Source organism: Metasolibacillus sp. FSL H7-0170 (assembly GCF_038593115.1).
Lineage (GTDB): Bacteria > Bacillota > Bacilli > Bacillales_A > Planococcaceae > Metasolibacillus > Metasolibacillus fluoroglycofenilyticus.
This window is the reverse complement of record NZ_CP151964.1, coordinates 3,038,996-3,051,598: the sequence shown is the minus strand read 5'-3', so window position 1 is coordinate 3,051,598 and position 12,603 is coordinate 3,038,996. Positions and strand designations below refer to the sequence as shown.

Here is a 12,603-nt window from a genome sequence, read left to right as displayed (position 1 = left end):
AGCAGTGCTCTACACGCTTTTCGGACGCCCTCTACCTTTTTTGAATATTAAAATTATCCCCTAGCAATAGCCAATTTTGTGGGAATGGTAAGCCTAGTCGCCAGTAAGCAATTCCCCTAACATTTAGCTTTTTCATTAAATCAAACTTTGCTTGAATCGACCTAGCATCTTCAAACCAAACAATATGCGATTGCCCCTCCTCGTTAACATAATGGAAGTAAGGAGCTTGTGCCGTTGTATCGTATTGAATGGCTGCATGATAACGCTTTGCTAGCTCAATTGCCCTTTGTGGACTCAGTGCAGTCGCTCTTGTTTGCCCCTGTACGAATGGTAAAGGCCAATCATAGCCATATAAATTTTGCCCCATCATAATTTTACTTGCAGGCATTTTCGTTAAAGCATAATTTAATACGCGCTCCACTTCGTTAATAGGTGATACTGCCATTGGTGGCCCTGTAATATAGCCCCATTCATACGTCATAAGTACAACGAAATCAACAACTCCCCCGATGGCACCATAATCATGTGCAATTTGCCATGGTCCCTGTGCTTCATCGCTTGTTTTTGGCGCAAGGGCTGCCGATACTAAATAGCCTGCTGGGTGGAATTTTTCGGTTGCCCGTCGTAAAAATTGTACATAAGCCTCGCGCTGACTTGCTGGTAATGCTTCAAAGTCGAAATGAATATCCTTCACATTTCCAACACGCCTTGCCTCATCCAAAATATTATTCAGCAAAACCTCCTGTACAGCGCTGCTCTGTAAAATATCCTGTGCCAGCTCTCCACTAAAACTACCTTCTTCTAAATTCGTTACAACAAGCGACATCACTGCCTCTGACTGGCGTGCAATATCAGGAATTTGCCCTGCTGGTGGTACCTTTAATGAACCGTCTCTACGTGCTTCATAGCTAAAAAGAGCTAAGTATGTCAAATACGGGCTAGCCTCTCGCGCTTGATTAAGTACCGCCTCACTAACTGTATCTCCCCTTGGCTCAATATAAGCTAATGCCTCTGTATTGCTTTTCGTTCTAGGTGGGATATACAATCGTAAACCAACTGGCAATGTTTGATACGGATTAATGCCATTAATTTGTGCTAACGTCAAATAGTTCATTTGAAACCTCTGAGCAATTGACCATAGACTGTCCCCTGCACGCACAGTATAAAAATGTCCATATATTGGAACGACTAATGCCTGCCCTACAACAAGCTGATCTGGCTCTGGAATTTGATTGGCCTGAACAACTACATCCACCGTCGTACCATAGCTTTGTGCAATGCTCCACAAACTTTCCCCAGCTCTTACCACATGAATTTGAATCGCGGCTCCTCCTATCAATCAATTATGCTATCTGCATTTTATGATTTGGAAAGGGATTTCATGAGGAAACATCATTAATTGCAATTGAATTTTTTAAGTGAGGCTGTCCCAAGAGCCGTGCATAGCCGGCTTTTGGGATAGTAGCGATTATCTTTTACAAAAAAATAGAGAGCGCCTCCTTTAAAAATATGATAAACACGGGCTTCAACGATGTTTACCTTCGATAAAAGAGAAGCAATGAGAAGCTTTCATTCAATGCTTTGACAAAATAAAAGGGACTTTTCAGACAGTCTCAATTTTATACTACGTTTTCCGGGGTTTGTTCTACCGAAAATTAAACAAAATTTATTTATTGAAAAGTCACTGCCAAAACGGAAGTAAATTCAGCAGGATTATTTTTTTCTTATTTGGGTAATTAATAATAGTAAGTTGATTAAGAAAGCGAGGAAATCATATGAAAAGATTAGCAAAATGGTTGATTATTCCGTTAAGTATTTTCCTATTAACCGCCTGTAATAATGATAAAGTAACGGAAGTACCTGTCACAACACCTAGCAATCCAGATAATGCGGCAAATGGCAATAATCCTGCGGCTGCTTCGCCTTTTGCCTTTACACAATTTTCGTTAGAGGTAACTTACGGTTTAACAGAAAAATACGAGGTTGATTATGAGGTTGATAAAAAGGGAACTGAGGCAGAAATTGATGACAAAATAAACGGGGAAAAGCTAAAAGGCAATGATGCTTTTGCCAAGCTAGAGCCATTATTCCAAGCGCTAACATTCGATGCAGCAACGGACAATGCCACAATTGCTTCCGAAATATTAACGGTATTTGAATTGCCTACAGACTATACAGAGTTTGAACTTGAGGTACGCTTTACTGATGGCACAGAAAAAGAGTTTAAGCTGACTCAATAAAGTGAACTTTCAATCCCCCACTTCACCAATCGGATTTTTACGGGCTGCGAGAACTTTATTATGTTTTAAAATAAGGTCTTACAGCCTGTTAATATGCAGTACTAAGACTTCTTTTATTAGCGTAGGATACAAAATCGCCATTTTTTATATAATATAATCAATTTAGACTATTCCCAATAAAGAACATTTGTTCTAAAATGAAATTAACTTGAATCTGGGAGGTCTTTATATGACTAATAAGCCATCTTTACAGCTACCAAAGGACTTTGAACAATATCGCACAATCATTGAAGAAACGATGCAGCCCGTTATTGAAATCAACACAACTGAATGTAAAACATCACTATATGAAAGTAAATTTGAAGGCAATCCTTATTTCCCTTTAACAATGAAATATCCTACAAATAACGAAGGGCAGCCACTAAAATTACTTGCTCAAATCAACTTTGCAGACGTACCAAAGCACTTACCACATTTCCCAATCGAGGGTATTCTCCAATTTTATATTGATGGCTATGATGATGTACTAGGAATGGATTTTGATAATGGACAAAATCCAGCCGGCTTCCGCGTTATTTTTCACGAGCAAATTATTCAGGACGAATCACAATTAATGCAGGATTTTTCTTTTGTTAAACTACAAGGTGAGGAATTATATTTTCCTGTCGAAAAGGAAATGGCATTATCATTCGAAGAAAGCTTCGAGCCTTTAATGATTGATGATTTTCGCAGTAATGAGGTTTATGCAGCAATCCAGCAACAAGTGGAAGAAGACGGAGAATTAGAGGATAAATTTTACGAAACATTTAGCGGTACAGGACACAAAATGGGCGGTTACCCTTTTTTCACACAAGAAGATCCTCGTGCTTATGGTGATTACACTGACTCTACCATTTTGCTATTACAAATAGATAGTATTGGTAACGATATTATGTGGGGAGACTGTGGTGTAGGTAATTTCTTTATTACAGAAGCTGATTTACAGCGTAAAGATTTTAGCAATGTCCTTTATAATTGGGACTGCCATTAAAAACAAGCCAACATTAATCCCTTCCTAACAATCAATTTCGCCTGCCGTGTATCATTTTTCGGCAGGCGTTTTGCCTTTTAGCATGATAATTTATTAATAATTCCGTAAAATACTAAATCCTCGTACTTCCCATCCTTTATAATATGGTCCTTTAATATGCCTTCTTGCCTCATCCCAATCTTCTCCATTACTTTCCCTGAAGCTGGATTTGTTGCAAAATATCTCGCAAACACTTTGTGCATCTTTTTTTCTTTAAATGCAAATTGCACGATTGCCTGTGCTGCCTCTGTTGCATAGCCTTTTCCCCAATACGGCTCGCCAATCCAATAAGCAAGCTCACCTTGATTAAAATGTTTATTATGCGACAAAGCAATCGCTCCATATAACTCCCTTGTTTCCTTATCCGTTACCGCTAATTCGTAAGATCGGTCCTCTACAAAATTCTCATAATGATACTCAATCCACGTTAGCGCATCCTCTATCTTATATGGATGCGGCAAATACAAGGTGCTTTTATAAATATTATAATTATCGCACAGGGTCGCTACACGCTCCGCATCTGTTTTGTCAAATAACCTCAGAACAAGCCTATCTGTTGTTATTGTCATCATTTCTCGATTGTATTCCATTAAAATTCCCCCTATTCATGACACAAACTGTATGACTATTCTAACTTTTCACGCACAAAAAAACCATCTCTTATTTAATATTAAATAAGGGATGGTTTTTGAATTGTATTAAGTTTTCAGAATTGTTTGCGTGCCAGGCACTTACATCATGCCAGGCATTCCGCCCATACCGCTCATATCAGGCATTCCACCGCCTGCACCTGCTGGCTCCGGAATATCTGCTACTACTGCTTCAGTTGTCAAGAACAGAGCTGCTACAGATGCTGCATTTTGTAGTGCTGAGCGCGTTACTTTTGCTGGGTCTACTACGCCTGCTTCAACCATGTTTACCCACTCGCCTGTTGCTGCGTTGAAGCCGATGCCTACTTCTTCGCGTTTTAAACGGTCAACAATAATTGAGCCTTCTAAGCCCGCGTTTTCAGCAATTTGGCGTACTGGTTCTTCTAATGCACGTAAGATGATTTTCACGCCTGTTGCTACATCGCCTTCTACTCCGTCTAATACTTTTTCAACCGCGCTGTAAACATTTAATAATGCAGTACCTCCACCAGAAACAATACCTTCTTCAACTGCTGCACGCGTTGAGTTTAATGCGTCCTCGATACGTAGTTTACGCTCTTTTAATTCAGTTTCTGTTGCAGCACCAACTTTAATTACTGCTACACCACCAGCTAATTTTGCTAAACGCTCTTGTAGTTTTTCTTTATCGAATTCTGAAGTTGTGTCTACAAGCTGTGCACGAATTTGACCAACGCGTCCTTCGATTGCTGCAGAGTCGCCTGCACCCTCAACGATTGTTGTGTTATCTTTTGATACAACAACTTTTGCCGCGCGACCTAAAGACGTCATATCAGCTGATTTTAAGTCTAAGCCTAAGTCTTGTGTAATTACTTGAGCGCCAGTTAAAATCGCGATATCTTCTAGCATCGCTTTACGACGATCGCCAAAGCCCGGTGCTTTAACAGCTACCACATTAAATGTACCACGTAATTTATTTAATACTAATGTTGCTAATGCTTCACCTTCAACATCTTCCGCGATAATTAACATCGGGCGACCTTGTTGTACTACTTGCTCTAATACAGGTAAAATCTCTTGAATGTTGGAGATTTTTTTATCAGTAATTAAAATAAATGGATTATCTAATACGGCTTCCATTTTGTCTGTGTCTGTTACCATATAGTGAGATGCGTAGCCGCGGTCAAATTGCATACCCTCTACAACATCAAGCTCTGTTGTGAAGCCTTTTGATTCTTCGATTGTAATAACACCATCGTTACCAACACGTTCCATTGCATCAGCAATATATTGACCAATTTCTTCATCTGATGAGGAAATTGCTGCTACTTGTGCAATCGCTTCTTTATTTTCTACTGGACGAGAAATTGATTGAAGCTCTGTTAATGCTGCTGCTACCGCTTTATCAATACCTTTGCGAATACCTACAGGGTTTGCACCAGCCGTTACGTTTTTCAAGCCTTCGCGAATCATCGCCTGCGCTAATACTGTTGCCGTTGTTGTACCATCACCAGCAATTTCATTTGTTTTTGATGCTACTTCTGCTACAAGCTTTGCACCCATGTTTTCATATGGATTTTCAAGTTCGATTTCTTTTGCAATTGAAACACCGTCATTTGTAATTAAAGGTGAGCCGAATTTTTTCTCCAATACAACATTACGCCCTTTTGGCCCTAATGTTACCTTTACTGCATTTGCTAATTTATCTACACCTTGAAGCATTAATGAACGTGCTTCTTCTGCGAATTTAATGTCTTTTGCCATTATCAAAAAACCTCCTGAAAATAATTATCCATTCGTGTTATATGCTGCTGTTTGCCAGCTCATTACTCATTCATATGCGAGGCAAGCATCCACTTGCCCGCCCCTAACTCTCTTTAAAAGCAGTTTTTAATTAACCAATAATAGCCAATACGTCACTTTCGCGTAAAATTAAGTACTCTTTACCGTCATATTTTACTTCAGTTCCTGAGAATTTTGAGAAGATAATTTCGTCTCCCTCTTTCACATCAAGTTCAACGCGTGCACCGTTATCTAATACACGGCCTGTCCCAACTGCTACTACTTTACCAGTTTGTGGTTTTTCCTTTGCCGAGTCTGGTAAAACGATACCGAATGCCGTTTTTTCCTCTACCTCAACTAGTTCGATAATGATACGATCACCTAATGGTTTTAACAAGTGAAACAACCTCCTACAAAATATTAAATCTTTGGATTTATTAGCACTCATTCATATGGAGTGCTAACACACTTACTATATTAAATAATCTATAAATTTTTTGCAAGTAAGAACTACAAAAAATTTTCAATTCTCTTGAACTTCCTCTACAATAAAGAAAGCATACCGTATTATAGTTACAGAAAGTAGGTTTTATGCACGTGACTTCTATTCGTTCAACAAAATTCAAAACACAAAAAACAGCACTCTATTTATTGCTGGTATACATTGCTGCTCAATTATCAAGCCTTGTTCTATTTATTCCAGGTACTAAAGACTTTTTCCTAAGTTTTGTATCCGCTTCAGAACATAAGAGTTTTGTTTTAGCCGCTTGGTGGAACACAATCGCTTTTCTGATTGCTTTAGTTATTATGATGTTTCTAATTCGACGTGATAAAAATTTCTTTACTATTTTTAAAGGACAACGCGCTTCAATTGGTGTCACAATTGGATGGGGAGTTATCGGTGTTTTTTTAGCATTTTTAGGCCAGATTGTCGCTTCGCTAATTGAAGTTTATTTGCTAGGCATTGAAGCAGGCTCTGACAATACAGCATTAATTATGGATATTACTCGCATTGCGCCAGTTATGATTATCACTTCAGTATTATTAGCCCCTATTTTAGAGGAGCTCATATTCCGACGTGTCATTTTCGGCTCACTCATCCAAACACAAAACTTTTGGATTGCTGCATTAATTAGTGCACTTGTTTTTGCTGTTATTCATCGAGATTTACCGCATCTATTAGTATACACAGTGATGGGGCTGATTTTTTCATTTTTATACTATAAAACAAAACGCCTATTAGCACCAATCATTGCACATATGGCGATGAACGGCTTAGTTACACTAGCCCAATTAAACATAGATAAAATACAACAAATGACAGATTCTCTTCCAAAATAAAAGAAGACACTAAAAAGTCGATTTGTCACAATAACTGTGATATGAACTGCACCCAAATTGTTAGACACAACTAACAATTGGAGGTGCAGTTCAATACAAATCGACTTTTTTAAATACAAGGAAAAGTATGATTTATAATCAATTATGCCTTGGTGTAATTGCCTGTAACTATCCAAGACAACAGCTCCTCTTTTAAATATAATGGAAAAACCTTCACTTTACGCTAAGAAACAGTCACTATAGCTAGTGTTTATCACGTTTTCAAGGAAACTCTTCCCCATTTTAATTAGCTATATCCTTGATGAAGTATCATAAGAAAACGTCCGAAAAGCAGTGCTTTATCTGCTTTTCGGACGCTCTCCTCTTATCATTTATTCATCTCTTCCATTTGTCGGCGCTGTTCTGCTAACAGTGCCTCCACTTGTATTTGCTGTGTCGCCTCTTGCTCTTCGCGTTGGCGCTGCTCCTCTGCTGCTAAAAACTTCTTATAGCCTATTTTCGAAATGACGATGCTCACCTCATATAAAATAAATAATGGAATCGCAACAATTAAATTCGAAATAAAATCAGGTGGCGCTAAAATTGCTGCAAGGACAAACAGCACAAAATAAGAGTATTTACGGAATTTCACCATTAATGCTGGATTCAAAATACCGATGCGCGCTAAAAATAACGTCACAACTGGCAATTGAAAAATAACACCAAAAGGTAAAGTCAGTGTTAATAAAAAAGAGAAAAAATTATCAATCCCTAACGTTGGCTGAATTTCTAAGCTATTCGATAAGTTCATCATAAAACGCATGACATACGGAAATAGCACGAAATAAGCAAAGGCTATCCCTATCAAAAATAAGAGAAATGAATAAGGGATATATTTGAGCGTCGCCTTGCGCTCCGTTTCAAGCAAGCCGGGTGTAATAAACGACCATAGCTGATAAAGCAAGATAGGTGACGTGAAAATAAACGCCACAATAAACATCACCTTTAAAAATACCGCTAACGGGTCTGTCGGTGCAAAGGCATTTAATGTAAATTGAGCTGCCTCATCGCTCGCTTGAATAAATTTAATAATGGGCTCTGTTAAAAAAAAGCTACCTACAAGCGCCAAAACAAAGAAGAACGCCGTAACAACAAGGCGACTTCTTAATTCTTCAATATGCTCTATGACAGTCAGTTCTTTTGGATTCATATATAAGACATCCTTAACTTACTTAACATTATCGTTATCTTTATGTTCAATAACTTTCTTTTTATCGTCATCATCGTCTGCCAAGCCTTTAGTTGCTTGTCTGAACTCGCGAAGTGTAGAGCCCATCGCCTTACCAAGCTCTGGAAGCTTCTTCGGTCCAAAAATTAGGATGGCAACAACACCGATAATAACAAGGCTTACTGGTCCAATCGCATTCAAATGGATTACCATTACGCCACCTCCTCTATATGTACATTTTAACGTATTATGCCCCATTTTGCTAATACATTACTTGTGAATTATTTGCGTCAATTACGTATTAAATAAATGAGTGCCTGCAATTCTACGGACAAATCAATATTCATTAATTTCATCGATTCGGGCACATTTAATCGTATCGGCGTAAAATTTAAAATGCCTTTTGCATTCATTTGTGCTAAACGGTCTGCCATTGCCTGTGCAGAGCGTGCCGATACAGTTAATATCGCTAATTCCGCATTATATTTCTCGTACATTTCCTCTAAGCGATCAGGGTGAAATACCGGAATACCACTAATTTCTGTTCCCTCCTGTGGCGCTTTTGAGTCAAAGGCTACAACAATACGTGTATTATGGTTTTTTTGAAAATTATATTTTAAAAAGGCATTTCCTAAATTTCCTACTCCGATTAATGCGACATTCGTTGCTTCATCTTGATCAAGTGTTTCTCTAAAAAACTGCAATAAATGCTGAACATCATAGCCATAGCCTTTTTTGCCAAGTGCACCAAAATAAGAAAAATCTCTGCGTATCGTTGCAGAATCTATTTTCATCGCTTCACTAAGCTCTTGCGATGATACGCGTTGTTTTCCTTCATTCGCAAAGTTTTGTAAAAATCGGTAATATAAAGGAAGCCTCTTCGTAGTTGCTTGTGGAATTTTCGTTTCTTTGCTCACACACAATCCTCCTGCAATCTAGTTCGAAGTCGTTTTCATCTTACTAGACATGGACGAATAAGTAAAGTATCCATCATTGCGCCAAGCATGCGTATCTATTACACTAAAAGCATGAACTGAGGTGTAACTATGATTGTTTTACAAGTAAATCAACTATATAAATCATTTATTACGGATGAAATATTAAGCGGCGTTAAGCTAGAAGTACAGCATCGTGACCGTGTTGCACTTGTTGGACGCAACGGTGCTGGCAAATCCACTTTATTAAAAATTATCGCAGGGCAAATGTCTTATGACTCTGGTGAAATCATTATTCCAAAGGATATTAAAATCGGCTATTTAGAGCAGCATGCTGGTCTTGATTCAGAATTATCGATGTGGGATGAAATGATGACCATTTTCACCACACTACAGCAAATGGAACAAAAGCTCCGCGCCTTGGAGCAGCAAATGGCTGAACCAACTGTTTATGAAAATCAGGAAGCCTATGCAAAACTAATAGCTGAATATGACCAATTGCAGCACGATTTTAAGGATGCTGGTGGCTATCAATATGAGGCGGATACACGCTCTGTTCTCCATGGTATGCAGTTTTATCCGGAGGACTATCAGAAGTCAATTCGCTCCTTATCAGGTGGACAGCGTACGCGTTTAGCCTTAGCCAAGCTGCTTTTATCAAAGCCTGATTTGCTCATTTTGGACGAGCCGACAAACCACTTAGATATCGAAACACTAGCATGGCTTGAAAATTACTTAAAAGGGTATGATGGTGCAATTTTAATCGTTTCACATGACCGTTACTTCCTAGACCAAGTCGTCTCCATTGTTTACGAAGTATCGCGTACACGCGTGGCGAAATACGCAGGTAATTACAGCGCATATTTAGATGAAAAAGCTAAAAACTATGAGCGTGATATGAAAATGTATGAGCGACAGCAAGATGAAAAAGCTAAGATGGAGGCGTTTATCCAAAAAAATATCGCCCGTGCATCTACAACGAAAATGGCACAAAGCCGTCGTAAAATGCTAGAGCGTACAGATTGGTTAGAAGCTCCCGATGGCGATGAAAAATCAGCTAGTTTCGGCTTCACAATTGATAAGCAAAGCGGCAATGATGTACTGGCAGTGGATGCACTTGCTGTCGGCTATCAAAACAAGTTGATTTCTCGTAATAACCAGCTACGTTTGTTCCGCGAAGACCGCGTCGCACTTGTTGGCCCAAATGGTGTCGGTAAATCTACTTTATTAAAAACAGTTGTAGAAGATTTACAGCCACTTGCTGGTGAAATTCGCTACGGTACAAACGTCCAAATCGGCTACTATGACCAAGAGCAGGCAAAACTAAACTCCAATAAAACGGTGCTACAGGAGCTTTGGGATGAATGGCCATTAATGAACGAAAAGGATATTCGTACAGTGCTTGGGCGCTTTTTATTTAGCGGAGATGATGTAGGAAAACCTGTTAATGCTTTATCAGGTGGCGAAAAAGCGCGCTTAGCCCTTGCCAAACTAATGATGCAAAAAGCTAACTTCCTTGTGCTAGATGAGCCGACAAACCATTTAGATTTAGATAGTAAAGAAATTTTAGAAAATGCTTTAATTGATTACCCAGGCACTTTGCTATTTGTATCACATGACCGCTATTTTATTAATCGCATTGCGACAAAGGTCATTGAGCTATCAGCAGAAGGCTCTTTCGAATACTTAGGTGATTATGATTACTATGTTGAGAAAAAGCAAGAATTAGCTGAGCTTGCTGCAATGAAAGAATCCTCAACAGTGGAGGTAGCAGTTGCAACAAAAATTTCGACATCTACAATTGATAAAGATGCAAAGAAACGCGAGCGGCAAATCCGCCGTCAATTAGAAGAACTTGAAAGTAAAATGGCAGCATTTGATGAACAAATTGCTGCTTTAGAAGAACAGCTATGTGATCCTACCATTTTTTCTGACCATGAAAAGGCACTTGAAGTACAAACCGAGTTAGACGCTGTAAAAGAAAATCACGAAATGCTCGAAATGGAGTGGCTTGAGCTCAGTGAGGAGCTTGAAAATTTATAAAAAAGATGTCGTCTGAAAAGTCATTTTGAGACGACATCTTTGCGAAGTGGATAGTGATAATTTATTGCTATTACCACGTTTTAGCAAATATTTAATATAGAAGTAAGGGCTATCCGAGAACATGTACACTTTTCGGACAGCCCCTTTATTTTACCCTTCTTAATGGCTTTCTATATTTTAAATCACGATAAGCGCCGTACGTGCCGTATGCCCAGCCAAAAAATAGCGTAATAGCTGCTGCAATTAGCAGATTCAAGATATTAGCATAAGGCTTTCTCGCACGAAATAGTCGGTAGCTCCCATTACGAATACTCTCAAACAATTTTTCAATATCACTTCGTCCATAAACGAGCGCTAGAGGATAACAAGTAATTGCTACAAAAATAAGTAAGGTTGAGAATGAATATAAAATATAAGTACCGAATACAGTGATACTAAGTAGCCACAAGGTAACACTTGCTAAAATCGCACCAAAAATTAACAGCATAATCATTGCACGTTTATTTTGCTTCGACAATAGATTCCCCCCTCTATTTACACATTTGCTTTCTATTTTATCATGATTCAGTAATGTTTACTGCGACGAAGTAATTGCAGGAGCTAAATTCTTTTGTACCTAAAGCGTAGCGAAACCCCTGTCCCCTATAGATAGTGAGGTAAATGTTTCACTTACTTTCAACTCAACAAATATACTAACATTTGCTAAATCAAAATAAGCCTCTTGCAGTTATTACAGATTTCAAACTAAATGTAATTACCCAAAGCATAATTGATATTATGATATTACATATATATTGGTCAATATACAAATTTCGATAAAATTTGCCCACAATTTTATTCACATTTAAAGTGTAGTCATATCAACATATCAACAGACTTTTCCACATTGTCCACAATTAAAATTAAATTTTTCCACATCACTATGAGGAAAACCACATACTATATATTGATAAATCACAACTTACCCACAAGTTATCCACAAATTGTGCATAAGTACGAATGTTCTTATTGACATTTTGCATTTTTCCACTTACAGCCTGTGGATAATTTTCAGAAAACTTAAACGTTTTATACAATGCTACATTCTAAGCAATTCGACAACAAGAAACAATATACTTTTACATTATGCTAAAATGCAGTTAAAAATGACTTGAAGGAAAGACCAATTAAAGGTAACTAAAAAATTAGTATTTCCAATCTATAAAACAATTCTTCTAAATGGCTTGTATTTCAATCCAAAAGAAAAAAGTTGTCTGAAAGCGGCACGCTAGCCTGCTTCCGGACAACTCTTTCTTGTAGCAGATTCATTAGGGAGGGTGTCGCATTGTGCAACAATGGCTAACTTGCCCATAAAGCGGAATTTATACATCATTGCGCT

At 38.2% G+C, this 12,603-nt stretch carries 12 protein-coding genes; 4 read left to right on the top strand and 8 right to left on the bottom strand.

The window, feature by feature from the left end:
- Positions 1-31: 31 nt before the first annotated feature.
- Entirely contained in the window at positions 32-1,321 is a 1,290-nt protein-coding gene (locus MHH70_RS14340) for a glycoside hydrolase family 18 protein (RefSeq protein WP_066165856.1), read from the bottom strand.
- 454 nt (positions 1,322-1,775) lie between these two features.
- Between MHH70_RS14340 and MHH70_RS14335 the strand changes: the two genes are divergently transcribed.
- Both MHH70_RS14335 and MHH70_RS14330 read left to right on the top strand, forming a co-directional pair.
- Positions 1,776-2,240 (top strand): YusW family protein, encoded by a 465-nt coding sequence (locus MHH70_RS14335; RefSeq protein ID WP_107943729.1) that lies wholly within the window; start codon positions 1,776-1,778, stop codon positions 2,238-2,240.
- A gap of 229 nt (positions 2,241-2,469) precedes the next feature.
- The gene (locus tag MHH70_RS14330) at positions 2,470-3,270 is read left to right on the top strand and encodes a YwqG family protein (RefSeq protein WP_342471803.1); all 801 of its coding nucleotides are present in this window, start codon (positions 2,470-2,472) and stop codon (positions 3,268-3,270) included.
- Between the two features lie 77 nt (positions 3,271-3,347).
- Here MHH70_RS14330 and MHH70_RS14325 read toward each other — a convergent pair whose 3' ends face one another.
- The 3 genes from MHH70_RS14325 to groES all read right to left on the bottom strand — a co-directional run bounded on the left by MHH70_RS14325 (position 3,348) and on the right by groES (position 6,096).
- On the bottom strand, positions 3,348-3,899 hold the full coding sequence (locus tag MHH70_RS14325) for a GNAT family N-acetyltransferase (RefSeq protein WP_342471802.1): 552 nt from the start codon (positions 3,897-3,899) through the stop codon (positions 3,348-3,350).
- A gap of 141 nt (positions 3,900-4,040) precedes the next feature.
- Entirely contained in the window at positions 4,041-5,681 is a 1,641-nt protein-coding gene (gene groL / locus MHH70_RS14320) for a chaperonin GroEL (protein ID WP_066165724.1), read from the bottom strand.
- Positions 5,682-5,811: 130 nt separating this feature from the next.
- Positions 5,812-6,096, bottom strand: coding sequence for a co-chaperone GroES (gene groES / locus MHH70_RS14315; protein ID WP_066165722.1), 285 nt, complete (start codon positions 6,094-6,096; stop codon positions 5,812-5,814).
- A 194-nt stretch (positions 6,097-6,290) separates the two neighbouring features.
- Between groES and MHH70_RS14310 the strand changes: the two genes are divergently transcribed.
- Positions 6,291-7,040, top strand: coding sequence for a type II CAAX endopeptidase family protein (locus MHH70_RS14310; protein WP_342471801.1), 750 nt, complete (start codon positions 6,291-6,293; stop codon positions 7,038-7,040).
- 367 nt (positions 7,041-7,407) lie between these two features.
- Here the strand turns inward: MHH70_RS14310 and tatC are convergent, their stop codons facing one another.
- From tatC to MHH70_RS14295, 3 genes are all read right to left on the bottom strand, one after another.
- Entirely contained in the window at positions 7,408-8,229 is an 822-nt protein-coding gene (tatC, locus tag MHH70_RS14305; protein WP_066165719.1) for a twin-arginine translocase subunit TatC, read from the bottom strand.
- A gap of 18 nt (positions 8,230-8,247) precedes the next feature.
- A complete protein-coding gene (locus MHH70_RS14300; RefSeq protein WP_042479204.1) occupies positions 8,248-8,460 on the bottom strand; it encodes a twin-arginine translocase TatA/TatE family subunit in 213 nt (70 codons plus the stop codon).
- Between the two features lie 77 nt (positions 8,461-8,537).
- Positions 8,538-9,164: a redox-sensing transcriptional repressor Rex gene (locus tag MHH70_RS14295; RefSeq protein WP_066165716.1), complete on the bottom strand. Its 627-nt coding sequence runs from the start codon at positions 9,162-9,164 to the stop codon at positions 8,538-8,540.
- A 129-nt stretch (positions 9,165-9,293) separates the two neighbouring features.
- On the opposite strand from MHH70_RS14295, the gene MHH70_RS14290 reads away from it, so the two are divergent.
- Positions 9,294-11,225, top strand: a complete 1,932-nt coding sequence (locus tag MHH70_RS14290; RefSeq protein WP_066165713.1) for an ABC-F family ATP-binding cassette domain-containing protein — start codon at positions 9,294-9,296, stop codon at positions 11,223-11,225.
- Positions 11,226-11,370: 145 nt separating this feature from the next.
- On the opposite strand, the gene MHH70_RS14285 is transcribed toward MHH70_RS14290, so the two are convergent.
- Positions 11,371-11,742: a hypothetical protein gene (locus tag MHH70_RS14285; protein ID WP_342471800.1), complete on the bottom strand. Its 372-nt coding sequence runs from the start codon at positions 11,740-11,742 to the stop codon at positions 11,371-11,373.
- Positions 11,743-12,603: the final 861 nt, after the last annotated feature.

Coding starts and splice junctions, on each gene's coding strand:
- MHH70_RS14335 (WP_107943729.1), top strand. CDS start 1,776: ATGAAAAGATTAGCAAAATGGTTGATTATTCCGTTAAGTATTTTCCTA.
- MHH70_RS14330 (WP_342471803.1), top strand. CDS start 2,470: ATGACTAATAAGCCATCTTTACAGCTACCAAAGGACTTTGAACAATAT.
- MHH70_RS14325 (WP_342471802.1), bottom strand. CDS start 3,899: ATGGAATACAATCGAGAAATGATGACAATAACAACAGATAGGCTTGTT.
- groL (WP_066165724.1), bottom strand. CDS start 5,681: ATGGCAAAAGACATTAAATTCGCAGAAGAAGCACGTTCATTAATGCTT.
- MHH70_RS14310 (WP_342471801.1), top strand. CDS start 6,291: ATGCACGTGACTTCTATTCGTTCAACAAAATTCAAAACACAAAAAACA.
- tatC (WP_066165719.1), bottom strand. CDS start 8,229: ATGAATCCAAAAGAACTGACTGTCATAGAGCATATTGAAGAATTAAGA.
- MHH70_RS14300 (WP_042479204.1), bottom strand. CDS start 8,460: ATGGTAATCCATTTGAATGCGATTGGACCAGTAAGCCTTGTTATTATC.
- MHH70_RS14290 (WP_066165713.1), top strand. CDS start 9,294: ATGATTGTTTTACAAGTAAATCAACTATATAAATCATTTATTACGGAT.